This is a genomic window from Bacillus sp. z60-11 (assembly GCF_046464135.1).
GTDB classification, from domain to species: domain Bacteria; phylum Bacillota; class Bacilli; order Bacillales; family Bacillaceae; genus Bacillus; species Bacillus sonorensis_A.
Genome location: NZ_JBIYSN010000007.1, coordinates 76,946 through 101,962 on the forward strand (window position 1 = coordinate 76,946; position 25,017 = coordinate 101,962).

Consider the following 25,017-nt stretch of genomic DNA (forward strand, 5'->3'; position numbering starts at 1 on the left):
GGTTCTTTGTTAGAAAAGAATGATAAAAAATGATGCCCTCAATAATGTTGAGCGTCATTTTTTACCTTCTGCATTCAGTGCTTCAGGTTCAGGATAAGGTTTTTGAAATGGAGAAAAAAATACTGAAAGAGGCTCAAAGGATGAACAAACATATTTTATTTTTTAATGCTACTTATATTAAGAAAATTTCTACTCTTGAGACTGCTAAAGACTTAGGCTTAAAGGTTTCTGTTGTTGGGCCAGAACTTCCAGGTTGGTCGCACCCGTTGGTTGATCATTACATTTGCGCAAATACTTATCAGATGGATGAGACCATACCTGTTCTGAAGGAAGCGGCCAAAGAAAATCCTTTTGACGGAGTCATTACATTTTGGGATAGAGATGTGGTGCCTGTGGCGGTGACTGCCGAAGAATTTAACCTGAAGGGCAGTCCGGTGGAAGCGGCGGAACGGGCCCGGAATAAATGGAAGATGCGTCATTGTTTAAACCATGCACAAGTTCCGCATCCAAATTATCACAGGTTTACAAATTGGAACGAATTATATCATGCCAGCGTTGAGATGGAATACCCCTTAATCATTAAGCCTGTGGGTGCTTCTGCAAGCAAAGGCGTGTTCCGAATAGAAAAGCCGGAAGATTTATATCACGCCTATCAGGACATGTTAAACGCTGCGATTCCAGAAAATGATAAAATGTTTTCTTTTTATCAAAACGAGTATCTGGTTGAAGAGTTTATGAATGGACAAGAAGTCAGCATTGAGGGAGTAATTTCCGATGGAGTCATTCACTTTGCAGGTGTTACAGAAAAATGGACGGATCGGTATTTCGAAGAATACCAGCATGCATTTCCCGCCAGGCTGTCGGAAGATGTCGAACGTGAATTGTTCAATATCACCAGTGATGGGATAAAAGCTTTGGGGCTGGATCATTGTGGTTTTCATGCCGAGATCATGATCACAGAAAAAGGATGTAAGATTATAGAGATCAATGGTCGTCTAGGTGGCGACTTTATTACTACACATTTGGTTCCTCTAGCCAAAGGTATAGATATAACACGCGCAAACCTATTGGCGGTATTAGGAGAAAAAATAAGCTTTGTAGCTTCGAAAAGAAGAGCTGCCTGCGTCCGATTTTTGATTGCAGACCGTGAGGGTGTGATAGAAAAGTGGGAAGGTGTTGAATCGATCAAAGACATGCCTGGGGTCGTTGAATTTGTTTTAGAAAAACAACAGGGCGATAATGTTGGCCTGCCGCCTGAAAAATTTCATGATTCCCGGATTGCTTATGTCATCACAGAAGCCGAGGATACAGAAAAAGCGATCACATATGCTGAAGATGCTTTATCCAAAGTGAGGTGTTTCATCAATGGAACGGAAGAGACTGTTCCTGGTCGGGATTCCTGAAACACATATCGAAAGGGCCATTAAGCGGGCTAAGCAACTTGGTTTTGACGTCATATTGGGAGATACAGAAGCTTCATTGAAAAATTATGAGCATTTAATAAAGGAAGCTGATCAAAAAATCGTTTTAGATTATACGAATGATGAGAATCTGTTCTCAGTCGCCAAAGAGATCCATGACAAAGAGCCATTAGATGCCATATTTACTTTCAAAGAAGCCGGTTTATTCAATGTATCTAAACTTCAGCAAGCCTTTCATTTGAAAGGAAATCCTCCGTCTGTGGTACAAGCTTGTCTTGATAAATATAAAACGCGGCAGCTTTTAAAAAAGGCGGGACTATGCTCTCCTGGTTTTAAATTGTGCAGGAATGTGGAAGAAGTATATGATTTTTGGCACAAATCTGAACATCCTATCATTTTAAAGCCGAGATCTCGGCAAGGTAGTGTGGGTGTTATTAAAGTTGAGAAACAAGAAGACATAGAGGCGTGTTTTAAAGAATGTTCAAAGCATGACGATGAGGAATCAATATTAGCTGAAGAGTTTATAGAAGGACAGGAAATTTCTATAGAAGCCGTTGTCTGCCAAGGCAAGGTCGGAATATTTGGTGTAACCGAAAAGCAGCTTTATCCTGGAACGTTCGTGGAATTGGGGCACATATCGCCTTATCAAGGTCAAAAAAAATATCAGGACTTTTATAAGGATCTGGTCATGGAAGTCGTTCATGCTGTTGGGATCGTATTTGGCCCCTTGCATATTGAGGGATATCACACAAATAAAGGATTTGTGGTAGGTGAGGTGCACACCCGCTATGGCGGAGACAACATAGTGACCATAACCGAAATCGCCATGAAATGTGATATGCACACACCTATTTTTGCTGAACTGGCGGGCGTCCCATATCAACCGGAAAGTAAGCTTGCCCAAAATGAAGTGTGCGCCGTTCGCTTTTTAGAAACGAATCAAGGGGTTGTAAGCGCGATCGAAGGACTAGGTGAGCTGAAAAGGATGGGGAATTTAGTCGATTTTCATATAAATTGCAATGTTGGTGATACGATCGGGCCGATCAAAAACAGCTACGATAGAGCAGGATGGGTGATTGTAAAGGGGAAAAATGAGCGAGAAGTCAATGACGCATTACATAATGCGGTTGACAAGATAAAAATAATCATAGGTGAAGGGGAGAATGATGATGAGAAACAGAAAATCAGCTATTTTGAGGAACGCTTTAAATAGTCAAGGATTGGTGAAAGTAGCGGGAGCTCATGACGGCTTAAGCGCTAAATTAGCAGAGAAAAACGGATTTAATGCCATATGGGCAAGCGGTTTGGGAATCTCTGCTGTGCAAACTGTACCTGATGCCAGTATATTAACGATGACTGAATTTCTTGAAGCTGCCGTTATTATGAATGAATCATGCAATTTGCCGGTCATAGCAGACTGTGATTCTGGATACGGGAATATTCATAATGTCACCCGCATGATCAAAAAATATGAAGCTGCCGGTATTGCCGGGGTTTGTATTGAAGATAAAGTATATCCGAAATTAAATTCATTTGACGATAGACAACAGCTTCTTGTCAGTACTGAAGAATTTTGCGAAAAAATTAGAGCCGCAAAGATGGCTCAGCAAAATGACGATTTTGTATTGATTGCGCGTGTCGAAGCTTTAATTGCTAAATTGGGTCAAGAAGAAGCTTATACAAGAGCAAAAGCATATGTTCAAGCGGGAGCAGATGCGATTTTAATTCATTCAAAAGAACAATCGCCTGATGAGATTATTGAATTTGTTAACAATTGGGATGTTGATGCACCGTTGGTTGTGGTTCCGACTAAATATCCGACGCTCTCAATGGAACAGTTGGAGGAATTGGGAGTGAAGGTTTCCATCTATGCCAATCAGGCTTTGCGTGCTTCTGTTAAGGCTATAAATGATACATTCGAAAGCATTATTAACAATAAATCGTCTTTGCAGGTTGAAGAAGACATAGTGAGTGTCAAGGAAATATTTGATATTCAAGACGTACCGGGGATGAAGCAGCTCGAGCGTTTGATCCATAAACAGCCGGCTACTTAAGGTTTTCTATTCTGACTTTTTAGCATGTCCATATATAAGAACTGGAGGTGTTCCGATTGAATAAAAGATTATCTGACAGAGTCATGAATATCAAACCTTCGGCTACAATGTCATTAAATGCCAAAACGAAAATGATGATAAAAGAAGGTAAAGATATGATTAATATGAGTGTAGGTGAACCGGATCTTCAGCCGCCATTAAAAGCTTCACATGCAGGAATCCAAGCGATAGTGAATGGCCAAACCGGATATACACCGGCAACAGGACTGATTGAATTAAGAGCATCCATTGCACAATACTTGTTGCATGAACGTGGAATTAAGTACAGTCCGAATCAAATTATTGCATCAGCCGGGGGAAAACAGCCGTTATATAATGTTTTTCAAGCAATTTGTGATCAAGGTGATGAAGTGGTTCTCCCATCCCCTTACTGGGTGTCTTATCCAGAGCAAATCAAACTGTCGGGAGCAGTGACTGTAATTGTAAGATGTGATGAAACGACTGATTTTAAAATGACGCCGGAGAAGCTTGCAGCAGCGATTTCCCCTAAAACAAAAGCTGTCGTTATTACATCTCCTAATAATCCGACAGGGTCCGTTTATTCTGAAGACGAATTGAAAGAGATCGGAAATGTGTTAAAGGATTATAAGAACATTTTTATTATTTCTGATGAGATCTACGATCAGTTTGTGTACGAGGGCAAGCATGTCAGCTTGCCGTTCCTTTTTCCCGAATTACAAGACCGGACTATCTTAACGAATGGTTTTTCTAAAGTGTTTGCAATGACTGGATGGCGGCTTGGATATATCGCTGCCCCGGCGGATATAGCAGAAGCAATTGCCAGCTTTCAAAGCCATGCTACAGGTAGCCCGTCAACGATTTCTCAATATGCGGGCATAGCGGCTTTAAACGGTTTTGATCAGTCTCTGGTCGAAGAATACAAAAAGAGACGTGATCTGTTGGTCGAGGGTTTAAATCATATTCAGGGTATCCGCTGTGCCAAACCAAATGGGGCCTTTTATGCATTTCCGAATGTTTCGCGATTTATCGGAACAACATATGAAGATCAAACAATCGTTGATGCGGAGACATTTTGCCATCTGCTGCTGGAAAAACAGCATGTTTCAGCTGTTCCCGGTACAGCATTTGGAGAGCGTAATAACATCCGCTTGAATTTTGCAATTCCAAAGGATCTTATTACAGAAGCGTTGAAAAGAATAAAGAACTTTACAACTCAGCTGGCCATTAAGGTATAACAGGCCGGCATCCAAAACACTCCTTCTAATCAGCACCTAATGTTCAGGCAGGTGGTTTTTTTAAAATGAAACAATTCAGGATTCATCCGGTGGGCTGGAATATCATTTTGGGAACATTGTTTAGCAGAATGTCAGTTTCAATGAGCATTCCTTTCCTTTCTATATACCTTACACAAGTCAAAGGTGTATCTCCAGCTTTGACCGGCATCATTGTATCGGTAAGTTCTCTGGCTGGGATTGTAATGAGCTTTTACGGAGGCTATTTATCGGATCTTTTTGGCAGAAAAATTGTGATGATAACATCTGTATTTTGTTGGGCATTTGTTTTTGTGAGCTTTGTTTTTGCGGATAGTGTACTTGCATTTTTTGTCATCAATGTGCTTAACGGGCTGTGCCAATCAATCTTTGAACCGGCATCTAGAGCCTTGTTATCAGATATAAGCAAAGAAGAAAACCGTTTGAAGATGTTTAATTTGCGATATACTGCGATCAATATAGGCGTGGTTTTTGGACCGCTTATAGGCCTTCGTCTGGGAGCCGCCAAAACGGCTCTCCCTTTTCTGATCGCAGGTCTTACATATTTTCTTTACGGTCTGTCCCTCATATTTTCATTTCGGAAATTTAACATAGGTGAGAATAACCGAAAAGAAGATAAAACGACGATTGCTACGGCTTTTCATGTGATAAGAAAAGACAAAGTGTTTCTTATCACATTATTTGGAGTGATTTTATCAATATCCGGATACGCACATTTTTCCACAACATTGCCCCAATATTTTGCCGCAAAAATGGAGGATGGGGTGACCGTATTTTCATGGCTTTTGGTTCTGAATGCAATTGTTGTTTTGCTCGTTCAATATCCGATTGTGAATACCATGAAAAAGTTTCCGCCGATTCATTCAATTATTCTGGGGAATATATTGATTAGTTTCAGTTTATTATTCTTTTCATTTTCAGTTAATCCAGTCATATGGGGTATTATCGTTATATTTTTCACAATAGGGGAAGTTTTGATTTTTTCAATGGTTGATATGTTGGTGGATGAAATTGCAAAACCAGGTTTAAAAGGAACATATTTTGGGGCAACAGGCTTTAACCGTTTAGGAAATGTGATTGGCCCATGGCTGGGCGGTTTTCTTCTTTCCTATTTTGGGGTGAACGGGTCTATTTATATATTCTTCATCTTGTTTGTAACGACAGCCTCGGGAATTCCAGCTTTATTTTTGGCCAAAAAGCATCTTGATCAGAGCAGACGTTCAAATGCCGATGTTACAGAATCACATAGAATGTAAAATGAAGTCTTTAAACATTGGTTTAAAGGCTTTTTTTCTTGGAACACCGAGAAAGTGGAAAATGAAATTGATTCTTCGTGAGACAGGAAGGATATTTTCACTGACGGCAAAGAGGTTACCATTTATCTTATTCGGATAAGACTCTGTTAATTTTAAAAGAATAGCTTTAAACCGTTTGGTAAACAGTCTAAAGCGCTTTTGGTCTGTTCTGGCTTTTTTTATGATAACAAGTACATCGGTAAGAATATGGAAAAATAGCGAACGAAGAGAATATTATTTGTATTAATGTTCGTTTTTTGTATTGTGTTCCGCGTTAGGTATTGTTACAATAGTATAGTAATTCAAAAAAGACTTGTCGTATAATCATGGGGATATGGCCCATAAGTTTCTACCAAGCTACCGTAAATAGCTTGACTACGCTTGTATACACTATTTTGTTCGTGAAAAATACATTTTTTCAGTATGAAATATGCCGTAGTCAAGCGTCCCGCCAATTGGGGCGTTTTTTGTTTAAATACAAAGCTTTATGAAACAATAAAAACGACAGAAAATCGAGAGGAGTATACCATTTTGAAGCGTTACTTTCAGTTTGAAGAATTGGGTACGAACTATCGGAGAGAAATGATTGGCGGACTCACCACATTTTTGTCCATGGCATATATTTTGATCGTCAATCCGCTCACACTTTCGCTGGCATCTGTGCAAGACTTTCCCGATGCTTTGCGAATGGATCAAAGCGCCGTTTTCACGGCTACGGCTGTTGCGGCGGCCATCGGCTGTTTTGTGATGGGGATATTAGCCAAATATCCGATTGCGCTTGCGCCGGGAATGGGGCTTAACGCGTTCTTTGCTTTTTCTGTTATTTTAACGATGCAGATTCCATGGCAGACGGCGCTGGCCGGTGTTATGGTTTCCGGTCTTATTTTCATCGTTCTTTCCCTGTCAGGGCTGAGGGAAAAAATCATCAACTCGATTCCGTATGAGCTGAAAATGGCCGTCGGGGCGGGAATCGGGCTGTTTATCGCTTTCGTTGGTCTGCAAGGTTCAAAAATTATCGTTGCCAATCCCGATACAGTGGTAGCTCTTGGAAATATTCATTCAGGCCCTGTTCTGCTGACTGTATTTGGCTTGGTCATTACCGTCATTTTAATGGTCCTCCGCGTCAATGGCGGGATTTTCTTCGGAATGCTGATCACAGCCGTTGTCGGCATGATGTTTGGCCTGATTGACGTGCCTGAGAAAATCGTTGGCGCTGTTCCGAGTCTTGCGCCGACATTTGGACAGGCTTTTATGCATCTTCCTGACGTTTTTTCGATCCAGATGCTCGTTGTTATTTTAACGTTTTTATTCGTCGACTTTTTTGATACTGCCGGTACATTGGTTGGTGTTGCCTCACAGGCCGGTTTGATGAAAGACAACAAGCTGCCGCGTGCAGGCCGAGCATTGCTTGCCGATTCGACTGCGACCGTTGCCGGAGCAATCCTCGGAACGTCGACAACGACGTCATATATCGAATCTAGCGCCGGGGTTGCTGCCGGGGCAAGATCCGGTTTCGCAGCGGTTGTCACGGGTGTGCTGTTTTTATTGTCGCTGTTCTTTTCACCGGTTCTCAGCGTCATCACTTCGAATGTGACAGCGCCCGCTTTAATCATCGTCGGTGTGCTGATGGTGGCGAATCTCAATAAAATTGAATGGAGCAGATTTGAAATTGCTGTTCCCGCCTTTTTAACGATGATCGCGATGCCGCTGACTTACAGCATCGCCACAGGGATCGCCATCGGATTTATTTTCTATCCGATCACGATGATCATGAAAGGCAAAGCGAAAGACATCCATCCGATTATGTACGGACTGTTTGTCGTGTTCATCTGTTACTTTATTTTCCTGAAATAAAAAGGAAGCGGAATAGCCCTCGTTTACACGGGGGCTTTTTTTATGTGGAAAAAAATGAAAAGTGGAACCTTTGATTCTTGTTTTTCGTCATATATAAAGGCGGCAGCACTTATGATAAGAATGGGTTTGGCTTGACTGTTTTAAACAGCTTATGTAATTTATATAAGTGCTTTTCATTGATGTAAAGCTTTTGAATAGATAGGAGTTGCTTATATGATTGAAGAACAGCATAAAAGAAATGAAGAAGATATAGAACAAGAACCCGCATCACGGATGTCGAGAAATGCGCGGAAGACGAGGAAAAGCAAGGAGCCAAATCCATCGGCGTCAAAAGCCAAAAGGATTCTCCAAAGCGTCATTGCTGCTTTGTTCCGCTATTTCAGCTTTGTGCTTGATGTCTTGAAATCTCCTGTACGTGCAGCAGATGAGCATGACCGGACTTATTTTAAATATTCCGTTATTTCGATGATGCTTTTGGCTGTCTTCTTTTCCCTCGGAAACTTTTATCAGCTTCTGGCGGGCAGGGGCAGGGTTCTCGGCTTCGGTGTGAATGTGCCGTTTTTTGAAGTGTTTTTTGTTGTTTTCCTATACTGCATGATCTTCATGTTCTGGGTGGTCGCGGCCATCTGGGCTGCAGCAAGGTTTATGATGAGGGTTAACATCTCTTTTTATGAAACGGCGGCGAAATTCGGTTCTCTTTTAGTACCGTTTATCATACCCGCGGCTTTCTGGATGATTTTTGCGATCATCAATTTTACAACGATGACGGTGATTTTGTCGATTTTGATGTTTTTGGGGCTGACATTCGGCGCATTTGTGCTGATTCAATCGGTTTATGAAAAAAGCGATAAAAAGCGGGCGGATTTGATGTACTGCGTCTTCGCGGTTTTGCTGATTGAATTGGTATTTGTCGGCGCAACATGGAAATTCATGGCCGGCTATTTGCTGTCATCGCTTATTCCGGTTTAATCGACTAAAGCTGGTTCCTATGGAACCGGCTTTTTTTTATGGTGATCACAGTTCACTGAACCCATATGACCGGGCGATTGCGTGCGCCTTTTTATCGGCGGAAAAGATTTGAATCGGCTTGATTAAGGGTAAACTGAATCGTATGCGGGCCGGCTTTTGCGATTGTCGAAAAATTTTGTGGTGAAGCAGGGCCATTACAGGATTGTATACGCTGAATTTCTCTAGTAGAATATGATTGCTTTCGATCTAAAGGAGGGATTGCAAATGCTTCACACGGCATTTATACACGCTGTGAGTATGGTTGGCATTATTCTGGTTATCAATATTATATATGTAACATTTTTAACCCTTCGAATGATACTGACACTAAAAGGTCAGCGGTATCTGGCCGCTTTTATCGGGACAATTGAAATGCTGGTTTATGTCGTCGGGCTTGGACTGGTTTTAGATAATCTAAATCAAATCCAAAACGTGATCGCTTATGCAGTCGGATTCGGGATAGGCATCATCGTCGGCACAAAAATTGAAGAAAAGCTCGCATTGGGCTATATTACAGTCAATGCGATTACGAAAGAGCTCGATCTTGATCTTCCGAAACAGCTTCGGGAAAAAGGCTACGGCGTCACCCACTGGGTCGTCGGCGGACTTGAAGGAGACAGAACGGCGATGCAAATTTTGACGCCGAGAAAGTATGAGCTGCAATTGTACGAAACCATCAAATCAATCGACTCGAAGGCGTTTATCATTTCCTATGAACCGAAAACGATACACGGCGGCTTCTGGGTCAAAGCCGTAAAGAAAAGGAGAATTAAAGAGTGATGACAAAGCCGAAGAAAAAACGCTTTGAAGTGGCGGAAGGGGAAACGATCGACACCGTGTTGAACCGGATGCAGCAAGAAGGCTACACACCGGTTCGCCGGATGGAGGAACCGGTATTCAAAGAAAAGAAAGAAAATGGAACGATTCAGGCCGTTCCGTGCGGAAGAAAAATTATATTTGAAGGGAAATTACTCTAAACCCGAACATTAAAACAACAAAATATACTATCGTTCGATAATGTCGTTGACATTATAACAGTCCGTTGTTAAGATAAACATGACATGAAAACACGAACCTCATATAATCTTGGGAATATGGCCCATAAGTCTCTACCCGATGACCGTAAATCATCGGACTATGCAGGAAAGTGGACAATAAACTGACATGGAAAACGCGGAGAAGCGGACTAACTGACGATACACGCGCCATGCCCGGTTTGTGTTGCTTCCTACAAATGCAATACATGCCGGGCTTTTTGTTTGCAAAAAAGACAGCTAAAGGTGGGACAATAATATGGAGCCTCTTGTTGGCGTTATTATGGGAAGCACATCCGACTGGGAAACGATGAAGCATGCTTGCGGCATACTCGAGGAACTTGGGATTCCGTTTGAAAAAAAGGTCGTGTCCGCGCACCGGACGCCTGATTTAATGTTTGAATATGCCGAACGAGCGCGGGAGAGAGGCTTGAAAGTGATCATCGCCGGAGCGGGGGGCGCCGCTCACCTCCCGGGAATGGTCGCAGCCAAAACGACGCTGCCTGTTATCGGCGTCCCTGTCCAGTCAAAGGCCCTGAACGGCATGGATTCGCTTTTATCGATTGTGCAAATGCCCGGAGGCGTTCCGGTGGCAACCGTTGCGATCGGAAAAGCCGGATCGGTCAACGCCGGTCTGCTTGCGGCACAGATGATCTCCGCTTTTGATGAGAAAATAGCTCGCGTTTTGGATGAGCGAAGAGAACACACTCGACAAACCGTTTTGGAAAGCAGTGATCAGCTTGTATAAACAGACGATTTTCCCTGGTGCAACAATCGGTATTATCGGCGGCGGACAGCTTGGAAAAATGATGGCGGTCGCCGCAAAACAGATGGGATATAAGATCGCGGTGGTTGACCCGGTACCTTCTTCGCCTTGCGGACAGATCGCCGATATTGAAATCACCGCGGCTTACAATGATAAAGAAGCGATAAAGAAGCTGGCCGAAGTGAGCGATGTCATTACCTATGAATTTGAGAACATCGACTATGACGCCTTGAACTGGCTAAAGGAAAATGCTTATCTTCCTCAGGGAAGCGAGCTTTTGCTCCTTACGCAAAACAGGGAGACGGAGAAAAAAGCGATTGAATCAGCAGGCTGCAAAGTGGCGCCGTACAGGATCATTCGCGATGATGCTGAGCTTGAAGCAGCCGTGGCAGAGCTCGAGCTTCCCGCAGTGTTGAAAACATGCCGCGGCGGATATGACGGAAAAGGCCAGCATGTGATCAAGAGTGAGGCACAAATCAAAGAGGCTGCCGCTCTCTTGCAGCATGTTACATGCATTTTGGAAAGCTGGGTTCCTTTCAAAATGGAATTGTCCGTCATCGTGACGAGATCTGTAAATGGAGAAACAGCCGTATTTCCCGCAGCCGAAAATATCCATAAGCACAACATTTTGTTCCAAAGCATCGTCCCGGCAAGAATCGATGATGCAATTCAGGAAAAAGCCGCATCACTCGCACTTAAGCTTGCGGAGAAGCTTCAGCTCGTCGGAACGCTTGCTGTCGAGCTTTTCCTAAAGGAAGACGGCGGGCTGCTCGTCAACGAGCTTGCGCCGCGTCCGCACAATTCGGGCCATTATACACTCGATCTGTGCGAAACAAGCCAGTTTGAACAGCATATCCGGGCTGTTTGCGGACTGCCGCTCGGGAAAACAGACCTTCTCAAAGAAGGGATGATGGTCAACCTGCTTGGTGATGAAGTGTACATGGCAGAAGAAGACCCGGAGCTTTTAAAAGAAGCAAAGCTTTATATATACGGAAAACATGAAGTGAAACAAGGCCGCAAGATGGGGCATATCACATTTTTAAGAAAACCCGATCAGGAATGGATCGAGAGCATCACCGAAAAGTGGATCGAAAGAGATGGAGGACGAAAACAATGATCGAACGTTATTCAAGACCGGAAATGGCCGCGATTTGGACGGATGAAAACAGATTCAAAGCATGGCTTGAAGTTGAAATTTTGGCATGTGAAGCATGGGCGGAGCTTGGCGTGATTCCGAAAGAAGATGTGAAGGTTCTGCGGGAAAACGCGTCATTTGACATCAACCGCATTTTCGAAATCGAGCAGGACACACGCCATGATGTCGTCGCCTTTACCCGCGCCGTGTCCGAAACGCTTGGCGAAGAGAAAAAATGGGTTCACTACGGACTCACTTCAACAGATGTTGTCGATACCGCTCTTTCCTACCTATTAAAACAGGCGAACGACATTTTGCTCAAGGATCTTGAGAGATTTATTGACATCTTAAAAGAAAAAGCGACAGAACATAAATATACGGTGATGATGGGGCGTACACACGGCGTGCACGCAGAACCGACGACATTCGGTTTGAAGCTTGCTCTCTGGTATGAAGAAATGAAACGCAACCTCGAACGCTTCAAGCAAGCGAAAGAAGGCATCGAAGTCGGCAAAATCTCAGGTGCCGTCGGAACGTACGCGAACATCGACCCATTCGTTGAACAATACGTATGTGAGAAGCTCGGCCTAAAAGCTGCGCCGATATCCACACAGACACTGCAGCGTGACCGCCACGCCGACTACATGGCCGCCCTTGCACTGGTGGCGACAAGCATCGAGAAATTCGCCGTTGAGATCCGCGGCCTGCAAAAAAGCGAAACGCGCGAGGTAGAGGAATTTTTCGCAAAAGGCCAAAAAGGTTCATCCGCGATGCCGCATAAGCGCAATCCGATCGGCTCGGAAAACATGACGGGAATGGCCCGCGTCATCCGCGGCTACATGCTGACGGCTTACGAAAATGTACCGCTTTGGCATGAGCGCGATATTTCCCATTCATCAGCGGAGCGCATCATTTTGCCTGATGCAACGATCGCGCTGAACTATATGCTGAACCGCTTCGGCAACATCGTCAAAAACTTGACCGTGTTTCCTGAAAACATGAAGCGCAACATGGATCGTACACTCGGCTTGATCTACTCTCAGCGCGTCCTTCTCGCTCTCATTGATACCGGCATGGCGCGTGAGGAAGCGTATGACACCGTGCAGCCGAAAGCGATGGAAGCATGGGAGAAACAAGTGCCGTTCCGCCAGCTTGTCGAAGCTGAGGAAAAAATTACGTCACGCCTGACTCCAGAACAGATTAATGACTGCTTTGACTACAATTATCATTTAAAAAACGTCGACTTCATCTTTGAGCGTTTAGGTTTGGCATAGAATAGACGCCCGCCTTTTTCAGGCGGGGGTCTAAGAGCTGAAATATTTCCAACATTCGGGTTAGGAGGCCTTCTGTGAATATTGTGAAAAATGAACTTTTATACGAAGGAAAAGCGAAAAAGATTTATCTGACCGATGATGACAATGTTCTGTTTGTCGAGTACAAAAACTCAGCAACGGCTTTTAACGGAGAAAAAAAAGCGGAGATTGACGGAAAAGGCCGCTTGAATAATGAAATTTCCAGCCTGATTTTCACAAGGCTTCACGAGAAGGGAATCAGCAATCATTTTGTAAAACGAATATCTGAAACCGAACAGCTCATCAAAAAAGTGAAGATTATCCCGCTTGAAGTCGTCGTCCGCAATGTCGTAGCGGGCAGCATGTCCAAACGCCTCGGCATTCCGGAGGGCACCGAGCTGAAAGAGCCGATCATCGAGTTCTATTATAAGGATGACTCGCTCGGCGACCCGCTGATCACAGAGGATCATATTCGGATTTTGCAAGCGGCTGAGCCTGAGCAGGTGGAAAACATCAAATTGATAACCAGACAGGTCAATGAAGAGCTTCAGCAAATCTTCGCCGCCTGTGATGTGAGATTGATAGATTTCAAGCTTGAGTTCGGGCTTGATGCTATGGGTGAGGTTCTGCTGGCCGACGAGATTTCCCCGGATACGTGCCGGCTTTGGGATAAAGAAACGAATGAAAAGCTTGATAAAGACGTGTTCAGAAGAAATTTAGGCGGATTGACTGATGCATACGAAGAAATTTTCAAAAGACTTGGAGGCATGTAATATGTACAAAGTGAAAGTGTATGTCAGCTTAAAAGAAAGTGTCCTAGATCCTCAAGGGAGTGCCGTCCAGCATGCTTTGCACAGCATGTCCTACAAAGAAGTTCAGGAAGTCCGCATCGGAAAATACATGGAGCTTTCCATCGAAAAATCAGACCGCGACCTTGACGTTCTCGTCAAAGAAATGTGCGAAAAGCTTTTGGCAAACACGGTGATCGAAGACTACAGATATGAAGTTGAGGAGGTTGTCGCACAGTGAAATTTGCGGTGATTGTATTGCCGGGCTCAAACTGCGATATCGATATGTACCACGCCATTCAAGATGAGCTCGGTGAAGAAGCTGAATACGTCTGGCACACGGAAACAAGTCTTGACGAATACGACGGCGTTCTGATTCCCGGAGGCTTTTCATACGGCGATTATTTAAGATGCGGCGCGATCGCCCGCTTCGCAAACATTATGCCTGCCGTCAAAAAAGCGGCTGAAGAAGGAAAGCCGGTGCTGGGGGTCTGCAACGGATTTCAAATTTTGCAGGAGCTCGGACTTCTGCCGGGTGCGATGAGACGCAATAAAGATTTGAAATTTATTTGCCGCCCGGTTGAACTGATCGTGCAAAACGATGAAACGCTGTTTACATCTTCTTATGGAAAAGGGGAATCGATTACGATCCCTGTCGCACACGGCGAAGGAAACTTCTATTGTGATGAAGAAACGCTTGCAAGATTAAAAGAAAACAACCAGATTGCTTTCACGTACGGAACGAATATCAATGGAAGCGTCGACGATATTGCCGGCGTCGTCAATGAAAAAGGCAATGTATTAGGCATGATGCCTCACCCTGAGCGCGCTGTCGACTCTATGCTCGGAAGCGCCGACGGTCTTAAGCTGTTTCAGTCTATCGTGAAAAATTGGAGGGAAACTCATGTCGCTACTGCTTGAACCAAGTAAAGAACAAATTAAGGAAGAGAAACTCTATCAGCAAATGGGTGTCAGCGATGACGAGTTTGCCATGATTGAATCAATCCTTGGAAGGCTTCCAAACTATACGGAAATCGGGGTTTTTTCGGTCATGTGGTCAGAGCATTGCAGCTACAAAAATTCAAAGCCGATCCTGAAAAAGTTCCCGACTAAAGGCGAGCGTGTTCTGCAAGGTCCGGGAGAAGGCGCTGGGATCGTCGATATCGGCGACAACCAGGCGGTCGTCTTCAAAATCGAATCGCACAACCACCCGTCAGCGATCGAACCTTATCAGGGAGCGGCTACAGGCGTAGGCGGCATCATCCGCGACGTCTTCTCAATGGGCGCTCGTCCCATCGCTGTTTTGAACTCTCTTCGGTTTGGTGAACTCACTTCACCGCGTGTGAAGTACTTGTTTGAAGAAGTAGTCGCAGGCATCGCCGGCTACGGCAACTGCATCGGCATCCCGACCGTCGGCGGGGAAGTCCAGTTTGACAGCTGCTATGAAGGCAATCCGCTTGTCAATGCGATGTGTGTCGGCTTGATCAACCATGAAGACATTAAAAAAGGGCAGGCGAAAGGCGTCGGCAACACCGTCATGTACGTCGGTGCCAAAACGGGACGCGACGGCATCCATGGCGCAACCTTCGCCTCAGAGGAAATGTCTGATACTTCAGAAGAAAAGCGCTCAGCGGTTCAAGTCGGCGATCCGTTTATGGAAAAGCTGCTTCTTGAAGCGTGCCTTGAAGTCATCAAATCCGACGCTCTAGTCGGTATTCAGGACATGGGTGCGGCCGGACTGACAAGCTCCAGCGCGGAAATGGCGTCCAAAGCCGGTTCCGGCATCGAAATGAACCTTGACTTGATCCCGCAGCGGGAAACAGGAATGACACCTTACGAAATGATGCTTTCCGAGTCCCAGGAGCGCATGCTGCTCGTCATTGAGCGCGGCCGTGAACAGGAAATCATCGATATCTTCGACAAATATGACCTTGAAGCGGTAGCCGTGGGCCGGGTGACAGACGATAAAATGCTCCGTCTTTTCCATAATGGCGAAAAGGTCGCCGAGCTTCCGGTCGATGCGCTGGCAGAAGAGGCACCTGTCTACCACAAGCCTTCAACGGTTCCGGCATACTACAAAGAGTTCCTTGAAACAGACGTCCCTGCTCCACAAGTGGATGATGCGAAAGAAACGCTTCTCGCACTTTTACAGCAGCCGACGATTGCGAGCAAGGAATGGGTTTATGACCAATACGACTATATGGTGCGCACAAATACGGTCGTCGCTCCTGGCTCTGATGCGGCGGTTCTCAGAATCCGCGGCACGAAAAAAGCGCTCGCGATGACGACGGACTGCAATGCCCGCTATTTGTACCTCGATCCGGAAATCGGCGGGAAAATCGCTGTCGCTGAAGCCGCGCGCAATATCGTCTGCTCGGGAGCCGAGCCGCTCGCGGTCACAGACAACCTCAATTTCGGAAACCCGGAAAAGCCGGAAATCTTCTGGCAAATTGAAAAAGCGGCTGACGGCATCAGCGAGGCGTGCAATGTCTTAAGCACACCAGTCATCGGCGGAAACGTCTCCCTTTACAATGAATCGAACGGAAGTGCGATCTATCCGACGCCTGTCATCGGTATGGTCGGACTGATCGAAGATACGGCACACATCACGACACAGCAGTTCAAAGCAGCCGGCGATTTGATTTATGTCATCGGAGAAACGCTTCCTGAGTTTGCCGGAAGTGAGCTGCAAAAGCTGACGGAAGGAAAGATCTATGGAAAAGCCCCTGCGCTTGATCTCGAGGTTGAAGAGGCGCGGCAAAAAGCGCTCCTCAAAGCGATCCGTTCAGGGCTTGTCCAATCAGCGCACGACGTCTCAGAAGGCGGACTCGGTGTAGCGCTTGCCGAAAGCGTCATGTCTGCTGACGGCCTTGGCGCCGAAGTCGCACTTGCAGGCGAGCCGGCTTTATTATTCAGCGAATCACAATCACGATTCATCGTATCAGTGAAAAAAGAAGACCGTGAATCTTTCGAAAAGCTCGTGAAAGACGCCGTCCCTATCGGTGAAGTAACATCAGACGAAACGCTTGTCATCCAAGGTCAGGAAGGAAAACAATGGATTCATGCGCAGACGGAAGAGCTGAAAAGCGCGTGGAAAGGAGCTATCCCATGCTTGCTGAAATCAAAGGCTTAAATGAAGAATGCGGCGTATTTGGGATTTGGGGGCATGATGAAGCACCGCAGATTACGTACTACGGACTCCACAGCCTTCAGCACAGAGGTCAGGAAGGCGCCGGGATTGTGGCGACGGACGGGCAACAGCTGTCCGCCCACAAAGGGCTGGGGCTGATCACAGAAGTTTTCCAAAACGGCGAGCTTGAAAAAGTGAAGGGAAGAGGGGCGATCGGCCATGTCCGCTATGCAACGGCGGGCGGTGGCGGCTTTGAAAATGTGCAGCCGCTCCTGTTCCATTCGCAAAATAACGGCAGCCTGGCGCTGGCGCACAACGGCAACTTAGTGAACGCCAGCCAACTCAAGCAGCAGCTTGAAAATCAGGGAAGCATTTTTCAAACGTCTTCTGATACGGAAGTGCTCGCCCACTTAATTAAAAGAAGCGGGCACTTCGAGCTGAAAGATCAGATCAAAAACGCTCTTTCCATGCTGAAAGGCGCTTACGCTTTCTTGATCATGACGGAATCGGAAATGATCGTCGCCCTTGATCCGAACGGCCTCAGACCGTTATCAATCGCCATGCTCGGCGACGCGTATGTCGTCGCCTCGGAAACGTGCGCCTTTGATGTGGTCGGCGCGACCTATTTGCGCGATGTTGAACCTGGGGAAATGCTGATCATCAATGATGAAGGCATGAAATCTGAACGGTTCTCCATCAACATCAACCGCTCGATCTGCAGCATGGAGTACATTTATTTCTCAAGACCGGACAGCAATATTAACGGAATCAATGTCCACAGCGCCAGAAAGAACCTGGGCAAAAAGCTGGCCGAAGAATCCGGCGTTGAAGCGGATGTTGTCACAGGTGTCCCGGATTCCAGCATTTCGGCGGCAATCGGCTATGCCGAAGCGACAGGCATTCCTTACGAACTCGGACTGATCAAAAATCGCTATGTCGGCAGAACGTTTATTCAGCCGTCACAGTCGCTCAGAGAACAAGGCGTCAGAATGAAGCTTTCCGCGGTGCGCGGTGTCGTTGAAGGCAAGCGCGTCGTCATGGTAGATGATTCCATCGTGAGAGGGACGACGAGCCGCAGGATTGTGACGATGCTGCGCGAAGCCGGAGCGACGGAAGTGCACGTCAGAATCAGCTCTCCGCCGATCGCCCATCCGTGCTTTTACGGAATCGATACATCGACGCACGAAGAACTGATCGCTTCTTCGCATTCAGTGGAAGAAATCCGTCAGGAAATTGGCGCCGATACGCTGTCCTTCTTAAGCATTGAAGGGCTCCTTTCCGGAATCGGCAGAAAGTATGAAGACGAAAACTGCGGCCAGTGCATGGCCTGCTTTACGGGAAAATACCCGACGGAAATTTATCAGGATACTGAACTTCCGCACGTGAAAGAAGCCGTGTTGACAAAATAAAGTGCCTGGTGAAATGAATAAAGGGCAGCTCTTTGATTGCTGCTCTTTTGAAATTGGAAAGTATAAATCGACAAGTGCGGAATAAGGAGTGATTGTGATGTCTGAAAGCTATAAAAACGCCGGGGTTGATATTGAGGCGGGCTATGAAGCCGTAAAACGGATGAAAAAACACGTCGAACGGACAAAGCGCATCGGTGTGATGGGTTCTCTCGGCGGATTTGGCGGGATGTTCGACCTGTCGGAGCTTCCTTACAAAAAACCGGTGCTCATTTCCGGAACGGACGGCGTCGGGACGAAGCTGAAGCTGGCTTTTGCAATGGATAAACACGATACGATCGGCATCGACGCCGTGGCCATGTGTGTCAACGATGTACTGGCTCAAGGCGCTGAGCCGCTCTTCTTTCTCGACTATCTTGCACTCGGAAAAGCAGATCCGGCCAAAATCGAAGAGATCGTAGGAGGCGTTGCCGAAGGCTGTGTGCAGTCCGGATCGGCGCTAGTCGGCGGGGAAACGGCGGAAATGCCGGGGCTTTATACCGAAGATGAATATGATATCGCCGGTTTTGCAGTTGGCGCCGCGGAAAAGGACGGGATCGTAACAGGCGAAAAGATTCAGGAAGGGCATCTTTTAATCGGGCTCTCTTCAAGCGGTCTTCACAGCAACGGCTTTTCACTCGTGCGGAAAGTTCTTCTTGAGGATGCCGGCTTGAGCCTCTCTGAAACATATCCACCTTTTGAACGGCCTCTTGGCGAAGAGCTTTTAGAGCCGACAAAAATTTATGTCAAACCTGTGCTTGAAGCGGTCAAAACAGGGAAAGTCGACGGCATGGCCCATATCACGGGCGGCGGTTTTTATGAAAATCTGCCGAGGATGATGCCCGACGGCCTTGGCGTTGAAATCGACAACGGCTCATGGCCCGTTCCTCCCGTCTTCCCGTTTATTCAGGAAAAGGGCGGTTTGAAATCAGAAGAAATGTTCAATGTCTTCAACATGGGAATCGGCTTTGTGCTGGCGGTCAAAGAAGAGCATATGACAGACATCATTCAAACGCTCGAAAACAATGGAGAAAAAGCATACTTGATCGGCCGGGTGAAAAGCGGAAGCGGCGTGACGTTTGGCGGTGCCGGACTTTCATGAAAAAATTTGCGGTTTTTGCATCAGGAAGCGGAACGAATTTTGCAGCGATCTTAAAGAAGATGAAAGAAGAAAACTGGGATGCCGAAATCGTGCTTGTCGTCTGTGACAAGCCGCAGGCGAAAGTGCTTGAAAGAGCGGAAGAAGCCGGAATCCCGTCATTTGCCTTCCAGCCGAAATCGTTCGAAAACAAAGCGGCTTTTGAACAGATCATCGTCGAACAGCTGCGTCTCCACGGGGCGGAGTGGATCGTACTGGCGGGTTACATGAGGCTGATCGGTGACACGCTTCTTTCGGCATACCGGAACAAAATCGTCAACATCCATCCGTCGCTCCTCCCGGCTTTTCCGGGAATTGACGCGATCGGACAAGCGTACAGAGCCGGTGTGAAAGTAGCCGGAATCACAGTTCATTATGTTGATGCAGGCATGGATACAGGACCGATCATCGCTCAGCGGGCCCTTGAGCTTGAAAAAGACGAAACATTGGAATCCCTGGAAGAAAAGATTCACAATTTGGAACACGAACTTTATCCGGAAGTCATCAAAGAGCTTCTTGAACTAAATGGCAGAGGTGAGAAGGAATGACGATCAAACGCGCATTGATCAGCGTATCTGATAAAACAAACATTGTCCCTTTTGTAAAAGAATTGACAGAGCTTGGCGTTGAGGTAATTTCTACAGGCGGCACGAGCAAACTTCTTCAGGAAAACGGTGTTGATGTCATCGGCATTTCTGAAGTGACGGGCTTTCCGGAAATCATGGACGGCCGTCTGAAAACCCTTCATCCGAATATTCACGGCGGGCTTCTTGCCGTCCGCGGCAATGAAAAACATATGGCTCAGCTGAATGAACAAGGAATCAAGCCGATTGACCTTGTGGTCGTCAACCTATATCCATTTAAAGAAACGATCTCAAAAGAAGGCGTCACTTACGAAGAAGCGATTGAAAACATCGATATCGGCGGACCGGGCATGCTTCGCGCCGCGGCGAAAAACCACCAGGATGTGGCCGTCATCGTCGATCCCCGCGACTATAGCCCTGTATTGAACGACATTAAGGAATCAGGCGGCGTCTCCCTTGAGAAAAAACGCGAGCTTGCGGCGAAAGTATTCCGCCACACGGCGGCATATGACGCCTTGATCGCAGACTATTTAACAAATGTGACAGGTGAAAAAGAGCCAGAGCAGTTCACCGTGACATTCGAGAAAAAACAATCGCTCCGCTACGGGGAAAACCCGCATCAGGAAGCTGTTTTTTATCAAAGCGCCATCCCTGTGAAAGGATCGATCGCTTCAGCGAATCAGCTGCACGGAAAAGAGCTTTCCTACAACAACATTAAAGACGCGGATGCCGCGGTCCAAATCGTCCGTGAATTCTCAGAGCCGGCAGCCGCTGCCGTCAAGCATATGAACCCGTGCGGCGTAGGCACAGGAGAAACGATTGCAGAAGCGTTCAACAAAGCGTATGCAGCTGATCAAACATCGATTTTCGGCGGGATTATCGCCCTTAACCGCGAAGTCGACAAAGCGACGGCTGAAGTGCTTCAGCAAATCTTCTTGGAGATCATCATTGCCCCTTCATTCAGCGAAGAAGCGCTTGAGATTTTAACGTCCAAGAAAAACCTCCGTCTGCTCACACTCGATGTCAATCAGCCTGTCAAAAACGAAAAGCAGCTGACATCTGTTCAAGGCGGGCTTTTGATTCAGGATCTGGATATGCACGGTTTTGATGACGCCGAGATTACGATTCCGACAAAAAGAGAGCCGACCGAACAGGAATGGGCCGATCTGAAGCTTGCCTGGAAAGTCGTCAAACACGTCAAATCAAACGCCATCGTTCTCGCAAAAGACGACATGACGATCGGCGTCGGCGCCGGGCAAATGAACCGTGTCGGCTCCGCAAAAATCGCGATCGAACAGGCCGGCGAAAAAGCGAAGGGCAGCGCGCTCGGATCAGACGCATTTTTCCCGATGCCTGATACGGTCGAAGAAGCGGCTAAAGCCGGTGTGACGGCGATCATTCAGCCGGGCGGTTCGGTGCGTGATGAAGATTCGATTCAAAAAGCGGATGAATACGGAATTGCGATGGTGTTCACCGGAATCCGCCATTTCAAACATTAAGGGGAGTGACCAGTGTGAATGTATTGATTATCGGTAGAGGTGGAAGAGAGCATACACTCGCCTGGAAAGCGGCGCAAAGCCCTCTTGTCGGCACCGTCTACGCGGCGCCCGGAAATGACGGAATGGCCGGGACGGCCGAACTCGTTGATCTTGATGAAGGAAACCACAAGGGACTCATCGCTTTTGCAAAGGAAAACAACATCGGACTGACGATCGTCGGTCCTGAGGTCCCTTTGATTGAAGGTCTTGTCGATGAATTTGAAAAAGCGGGCTTGCCGGTATTCGGCCCTTCCGCCAAAGCCGCGGAGATCGAAGGCAGCAAACAGTTTGCGAAAGATCTGATGAAGAAATATCAGATTCCCACAGCCGAATACGACACATTTACATCATTTGATCAAGCGAAAGCCTATGTCGAAGCCAAAGGCGCGCCGATTGTCATTAAAGCGGACGGGCTTGCCGCCGGAAAAGGCGTCACAGTCGCGATGACAGAGGAAGATGCGATTCAGTGTTTGCACGACTTTCTCGAAGACGAAAAATTCGGCGAAGCCAGCGCATCCGTCGTTATCGAAGAATTTTTAAGCGGTGAAGAGTTTTCACTGATGGCTTTTGTCAAAGGTGAAAAAGTGTATCCGATGGTAATCGCACAGGATCACAAGCGGGCTTTTGACGGAGACAAAGGCCCGAATACAGGGGGGATGGGCGCCTATTCTCCTGTGCCGCAGATTTCCGACGCGGTCGTCGGGGATGCCGTCAAAACAATCCTTGAGCCCGCCGCCAAGGCGATGGTCAATGAAGGACGTTCGTTTACGGGCATCTTATATGCCGGCTTAATGCTGACCGAAAAAGGAACAAAAGTGATCGAATTCAACGCCAGATTCGGTGATCCGGAGACACAGGTCGTCCTCCCGCGCCTTGAATCAGACCTTGTGCAAGTGATGCTTGATCTGTTGGAAGACCGCCAAGTCGAGCTCAAGTGGAAAGACACGGCGGCGGTCACCGTCGTCCTCGCATCCGAAGGCTACCCGGAAAGCTATGAAAAAGGCACACCGATCGGTGCCTTGACACCGGCTGAGGAAGAGACGGTCGTCTTTCATGCAGGAACGAAAAAAAGCGGCGGGCAGTTTGTGACAAACGGCGGCCGCGTCGCCAATGTCACGGCGTTTGCCGATACGTTTGAAGCCGCAAGGGAAACAGCCTATAAAGCAGTAAAACAAATTGCCAAGCCGGGGCTCTTTTACCGGACGGATATCGGTTCGCGCGCTTTGAAAGCCGCGCAACAATAAACATGAAGAGAGACAAAATGGGAAGCGCATTTTGTCTCTTTTTTTATATCGGCTTTTTTTGGATCAGGCTGATCATGGATTCCGCCATAAATTCCGGTGTATAAGGCATTCCGTTTTCAAGCCACCATGCCGCCGTACCCGCATAAGCGGAAATCACGAACTGCCGCTGAATGTCCAAGGGCACTGTATGTTCAACTTCACCGGCTGCAGCTTTTTTAATGCCCGTCAAAAAGCTGTCATTCCAAAAATCCTGAAGCAATTCCTTAATATTCAGTTCATACCGTCTGTTCATGATGATCGTAAAATCAGGGCTGTTCTTTTTTAAATGCTGATAGAAACGCAGCACATACCAGTACGCTTCGGGCTTGTCCCCGGAGAGCTCAGCATCAAGGGGCGAGAAAATCTCTTTTTGCATGGCTGCAAACATCTCGCTCACATTTTGGAGCAGCAAATCATATTTGTCTTGGTAATGCTGATAAAATGTCGTTCGATTCAAGTTTGCCTGTTTTGTAATGTCCTGTACGGATATCTTTTCCCATTCTTTTTCAGCAAGCAGGTGAAAAAGGGCCATTTTTAAACGGTTTTTCGATTGCGTCACCCGCTTGTCCCCGCGGTAGCTGTCCATCAAGCCTCCTCCTCCGAACTTTTTCGACACTTCTTTCTCATCTGTTGGTTGAATCATCCAGCTGATTCTTTTAATTTTAAACTAACATATTTGTAAAAATGAATCAGCTAAACAAAAGAAGGAGTGAAGCGAGTGAAACAAGCAAAACAGCAGAACCCCATTCAAAAAGCGCTGCTTAACGGAAAGAACAGCCAGGACCCGTATGATCCGTTTCCATGGTATGAAAGCATGCGCAAGGAATCGCCTGTACACTATGATGAAGACAGCGAAGTGTGGAGCGTGTTTTTGTATGAGGATGTCAAAAAGGTGATCAGTGACAAAGACTTCTTTTCCAATCAATTTCCCCACACTGAAGGTACCAATACATTTGCCAAAACAATGGTCAGCATGGACCCGCCAAAACATACCCGGATCAGGTCGATCGTCAACAAGGCTTTTACCCCGCGCGTCATGAAAGCTTGGGAGCCGCGGATTCAGGAGCTGACGGATGAACTGCTGAAAGAGACTCGCGGACGGGAAGAAATCGATCTTGTGCAGGATTTTTCTTACCCCTTGCCCGTCATCGTCATTTCTGAAATGCTGGGCGTTCCTGCTCAGTATAAGGAGAAATTCAAGGAATGGTCCGATTTGTTGGTCAGTTTGCCAAAGAGTGATCATCAGGAAGACGTGCTGGCGTGGATAAATGCGAGAGATCAAGGAGAAAAAGAGCTGAGTGCGTTTTTTGAAGACATCATTCAAGAGAAAAGACAGAATCTAGGAGACGATATCATTTCGCTCTTAATTCAAGCTGAACAAGAAGGGGAAAAGCTTTCGCCAGATGAACTTGTGCCGTTTTGCAATCTGCTTTTGCTGGCCGGCAATGAGACGACGACGAATTTGATTTCAAATGCGGTATACAGCATTCTTGAAAAGCCGGGTACATACGATGCGCTGGGCAATGAACCCGATCTGATTCCGCAGGCTGTCGAGGAAGCTGTCCGCTTTCGCGCTCCCGCCCCGATGATCGTCCGCTATGTCAAGCAGGATATTGAGATCAGGGGGACACGGTTGAAAAAGGGAGAAGGTGTCATCGCTTTTCTTGCTTCAGCCAACCGGGATGAATCCAAATTTGCAAGGGCGCACGAATTTGATATTCACCGCCATCCGAACCCGCACATCGGATTTGGCCACGGGATTCACTTCTGCCTCGGCGCCCCGCTGGCACGGCTGGAAGCCAAAATCGCGCTGACGGCGCTTTTGAAACAATATGCTTCAATGGAAAAGCTCTCGATTACACCGATGGCAAACACCAGCATGTACGGTCTGAAACATTTCCGCCTCCGCGTGAAGCCCGCCGGAGAATCGGCGCCTTTTCAATCATGAAAAAAGCACCCT

23 protein-coding genes and 2 riboswitches are annotated in these 25,017 nt (G+C 46.7%); of the genes, 22 read left to right on the forward strand and 1 reads right to left on the reverse strand.

Annotation, left to right across the window (positions count from 1 at the left end):
* Positions 1-140 precede the first annotated feature (140 nt).
* The 21 genes from ACINLD_RS18370 (at position 141) to purD (ending at position 23,018) form a co-directional block, all read left to right on the forward strand.
* Positions 141-1,403 (forward strand): ATP-grasp domain-containing protein, encoded by a 1,263-nt coding sequence (locus ACINLD_RS18370; RefSeq protein ID WP_026589704.1) that lies wholly within the window; start codon positions 141-143, stop codon positions 1,401-1,403.
* Positions 1,366-2,634 carry an ATP-grasp domain-containing protein gene (locus ACINLD_RS18375; protein ID WP_077735368.1) on the forward strand — a complete coding sequence of 423 codons (1,269 nt, stop codon included), beginning with the start codon at positions 1,366-1,368 and terminating at the stop codon, positions 2,632-2,634. The genes ACINLD_RS18370 and ACINLD_RS18375 overlap by 38 nt, the downstream gene beginning before the upstream one ends.
* Positions 2,591-3,475, forward strand: coding sequence for an isocitrate lyase/phosphoenolpyruvate mutase family protein (locus tag ACINLD_RS18380; protein ID WP_236251157.1), 885 nt, complete (start codon positions 2,591-2,593; stop codon positions 3,473-3,475). Before ACINLD_RS18375 ends, ACINLD_RS18380 begins: the two co-directional genes overlap by 44 nt.
* A gap of 47 nt (positions 3,476-3,522) precedes the next feature.
* On the forward strand, positions 3,523-4,731 hold the full coding sequence (locus ACINLD_RS18385) for a pyridoxal phosphate-dependent aminotransferase (RefSeq protein ID WP_236251156.1): 1,209 nt from the start codon (positions 3,523-3,525) through the stop codon (positions 4,729-4,731).
* 65 nt (positions 4,732-4,796) lie between these two features.
* On the forward strand, positions 4,797-6,023 hold the full coding sequence (locus tag ACINLD_RS18390) for an MDR family MFS transporter (protein ID WP_409445281.1): 1,227 nt from the start codon (positions 4,797-4,799) through the stop codon (positions 6,021-6,023).
* Between the two features lie 335 nt (positions 6,024-6,358).
* Positions 6,359-6,460, forward strand: a riboswitch (purine riboswitch).
* Between the two features lie 133 nt (positions 6,461-6,593).
* On the forward strand, positions 6,594-7,916 hold the full coding sequence (locus ACINLD_RS18395; protein ID WP_026589700.1) for an NCS2 family permease: 1,323 nt from the start codon (positions 6,594-6,596) through the stop codon (positions 7,914-7,916).
* Between the two features lie 213 nt (positions 7,917-8,129).
* On the forward strand, positions 8,130-8,885 hold the full coding sequence (locus tag ACINLD_RS18400) for a hypothetical protein (RefSeq protein WP_026589699.1): 756 nt from the start codon (positions 8,130-8,132) through the stop codon (positions 8,883-8,885).
* Positions 8,886-9,149: 264 nt separating this feature from the next.
* Positions 9,150-9,704, forward strand: coding sequence for a DUF2179 domain-containing protein (locus ACINLD_RS18405; RefSeq protein WP_077735367.1), 555 nt, complete (start codon positions 9,150-9,152; stop codon positions 9,702-9,704).
* Positions 9,704-9,901 (forward strand): NETI motif-containing protein, encoded by a 198-nt coding sequence (locus ACINLD_RS18410; RefSeq protein WP_026589697.1) that lies wholly within the window; start codon positions 9,704-9,706, stop codon positions 9,899-9,901. Before ACINLD_RS18405 ends, ACINLD_RS18410 begins: the two co-directional genes overlap by 1 nt.
* A 79-nt stretch (positions 9,902-9,980) precedes the next feature.
* Positions 9,981-10,082: riboswitch (purine riboswitch) on the forward strand.
* A gap of 135 nt (positions 10,083-10,217) precedes the next feature.
* Positions 10,218-10,706, forward strand: a complete 489-nt coding sequence (gene purE / locus ACINLD_RS18415) for a 5-(carboxyamino)imidazole ribonucleotide mutase (protein ID WP_026589696.1) — start codon at positions 10,218-10,220, stop codon at positions 10,704-10,706.
* Entirely contained in the window at positions 10,699-11,841 is a 1,143-nt protein-coding gene (gene purK, locus ACINLD_RS18420) for a 5-(carboxyamino)imidazole ribonucleotide synthase (RefSeq protein WP_409445292.1), read from the forward strand. Before purE ends, purK begins: the two co-directional genes overlap by 8 nt.
* On the forward strand, positions 11,838-13,133 hold the full coding sequence (gene purB / locus ACINLD_RS18425) for an adenylosuccinate lyase (RefSeq protein WP_026589694.1): 1,296 nt from the start codon (positions 11,838-11,840) through the stop codon (positions 13,131-13,133). The genes purK and purB overlap by 4 nt, the downstream gene beginning before the upstream one ends.
* Positions 13,134-13,207: 74 nt before the next feature.
* Positions 13,208-13,924 (forward strand): phosphoribosylaminoimidazolesuccinocarboxamide synthase, encoded by a 717-nt coding sequence (purC, locus tag ACINLD_RS18430; protein WP_409445282.1) that lies wholly within the window; start codon positions 13,208-13,210, stop codon positions 13,922-13,924.
* Between the two features lies 1 nt (position 13,925).
* A complete protein-coding gene (purS, locus tag ACINLD_RS18435; RefSeq protein WP_026589692.1) occupies positions 13,926-14,180 on the forward strand; it encodes a phosphoribosylformylglycinamidine synthase subunit PurS in 255 nt (84 codons plus the stop codon).
* Entirely contained in the window at positions 14,177-14,860 is a 684-nt protein-coding gene (gene purQ / locus ACINLD_RS18440; protein ID WP_026589691.1) for a phosphoribosylformylglycinamidine synthase subunit PurQ, read from the forward strand. Before purS ends, purQ begins: the two co-directional genes overlap by 4 nt.
* On the forward strand, positions 14,844-17,072 hold the full coding sequence (gene purL / locus ACINLD_RS18445) for a phosphoribosylformylglycinamidine synthase subunit PurL (protein ID WP_026589690.1): 2,229 nt from the start codon (positions 14,844-14,846) through the stop codon (positions 17,070-17,072). Before purQ ends, purL begins: the two co-directional genes overlap by 17 nt.
* Complete coding sequence (gene purF, locus ACINLD_RS18450; RefSeq protein ID WP_026589689.1) at positions 17,048-18,478, forward strand: amidophosphoribosyltransferase; 1,431 nt, start codon at positions 17,048-17,050, stop codon at positions 18,476-18,478. The genes purL and purF overlap by 25 nt, the downstream gene beginning before the upstream one ends.
* Positions 18,479-18,575: 97 nt before the next feature.
* The gene (purM, locus tag ACINLD_RS18455; RefSeq protein WP_026589688.1) at positions 18,576-19,616 is read left to right on the forward strand and encodes a phosphoribosylformylglycinamidine cyclo-ligase; all 1,041 of its coding nucleotides are present in this window, start codon (positions 18,576-18,578) and stop codon (positions 19,614-19,616) included.
* The gene (gene purN, locus ACINLD_RS18460; RefSeq protein ID WP_077735360.1) at positions 19,613-20,200 is read left to right on the forward strand and encodes a phosphoribosylglycinamide formyltransferase; all 588 of its coding nucleotides are present in this window, start codon (positions 19,613-19,615) and stop codon (positions 20,198-20,200) included. The genes purM and purN overlap by 4 nt, the downstream gene beginning before the upstream one ends.
* A complete protein-coding gene (purH, locus tag ACINLD_RS18465) occupies positions 20,197-21,735 on the forward strand; it encodes a bifunctional phosphoribosylaminoimidazolecarboxamide formyltransferase/IMP cyclohydrolase (protein ID WP_077735359.1) in 1,539 nt (512 codons plus the stop codon). The genes purN and purH overlap by 4 nt, the downstream gene beginning before the upstream one ends.
* Before the next feature lie 14 nt (positions 21,736-21,749).
* Positions 21,750-23,018, forward strand: coding sequence for a phosphoribosylamine--glycine ligase (gene purD, locus ACINLD_RS18470; protein ID WP_026589685.1), 1,269 nt, complete (start codon positions 21,750-21,752; stop codon positions 23,016-23,018).
* A 43-nt stretch (positions 23,019-23,061) separates the two neighbouring features.
* Here the strand turns inward: purD and ACINLD_RS18475 are convergent, their stop codons facing one another.
* Positions 23,062-23,700 carry a TetR/AcrR family transcriptional regulator gene (locus ACINLD_RS18475; RefSeq protein WP_306291997.1) on the reverse strand — a complete coding sequence of 213 codons (639 nt, stop codon included), beginning with the start codon at positions 23,698-23,700 and terminating at the stop codon, positions 23,062-23,064.
* Between the two features lie 75 nt (positions 23,701-23,775).
* Here ACINLD_RS18475 and ACINLD_RS18480 point away from each other — a divergent pair, with 75 nt between their 5' ends.
* A complete protein-coding gene (locus ACINLD_RS18480; RefSeq protein WP_409445283.1) occupies positions 23,776-25,005 on the forward strand; it encodes a cytochrome P450 in 1,230 nt (409 codons plus the stop codon).
* The last annotated feature ends 12 nt before the right edge of the window (positions 25,006-25,017 follow it).

What these genes read in the sequence shown, in the direction of transcription:
- ACINLD_RS18405 (WP_077735367.1), top strand. Translation starts at nt 9,150, where the DNA reads ATGCTTCACACGGCATTTATACACGCTGTGAGTATGGTTGGCATTATT.
- ACINLD_RS18390 (WP_409445281.1), top strand. Translation starts at nt 4,797, where the DNA reads ATGAAACAATTCAGGATTCATCCGGTGGGCTGGAATATCATTTTGGGA.
- purL (WP_026589690.1), top strand. Translation starts at nt 14,844, where the DNA reads ATGTCGCTACTGCTTGAACCAAGTAAAGAACAAATTAAGGAAGAGAAA.
- ACINLD_RS18370 (WP_026589704.1), top strand. Translation starts at nt 141, where the DNA reads ATGAACAAACATATTTTATTTTTTAATGCTACTTATATTAAGAAAATT.
- purB (WP_026589694.1), top strand. Translation starts at nt 11,838, where the DNA reads ATGATCGAACGTTATTCAAGACCGGAAATGGCCGCGATTTGGACGGAT.
- purF (WP_026589689.1), top strand. Translation starts at nt 17,048, where the DNA reads ATGCTTGCTGAAATCAAAGGCTTAAATGAAGAATGCGGCGTATTTGGG.
- purM (WP_026589688.1), top strand. Translation starts at nt 18,576, where the DNA reads ATGTCTGAAAGCTATAAAAACGCCGGGGTTGATATTGAGGCGGGCTAT.
- purE (WP_026589696.1), top strand. Translation starts at nt 10,218, where the DNA reads ATGGAGCCTCTTGTTGGCGTTATTATGGGAAGCACATCCGACTGGGAA.
- purH (WP_077735359.1), top strand. Translation starts at nt 20,197, where the DNA reads ATGACGATCAAACGCGCATTGATCAGCGTATCTGATAAAACAAACATT.
- ACINLD_RS18400 (WP_026589699.1), top strand. Translation starts at nt 8,130, where the DNA reads ATGATTGAAGAACAGCATAAAAGAAATGAAGAAGATATAGAACAAGAA.
- purN (WP_077735360.1), top strand. Translation starts at nt 19,613, where the DNA reads ATGAAAAAATTTGCGGTTTTTGCATCAGGAAGCGGAACGAATTTTGCA.
- ACINLD_RS18380 (WP_236251157.1), top strand. Translation starts at nt 2,591, where the DNA reads ATGAGAAACAGAAAATCAGCTATTTTGAGGAACGCTTTAAATAGTCAA.
- purS (WP_026589692.1), top strand. Translation starts at nt 13,926, where the DNA reads ATGTACAAAGTGAAAGTGTATGTCAGCTTAAAAGAAAGTGTCCTAGAT.
- ACINLD_RS18475 (WP_306291997.1), bottom strand. Translation starts at nt 23,700, where the DNA reads ATGATTCAACCAACAGATGAGAAAGAAGTGTCGAAAAAGTTCGGAGGA.
- ACINLD_RS18410 (WP_026589697.1), top strand. Translation starts at nt 9,704, where the DNA reads ATGACAAAGCCGAAGAAAAAACGCTTTGAAGTGGCGGAAGGGGAAACG.
- ACINLD_RS18375 (WP_077735368.1), top strand. Translation starts at nt 1,366, where the DNA reads ATGGAACGGAAGAGACTGTTCCTGGTCGGGATTCCTGAAACACATATC.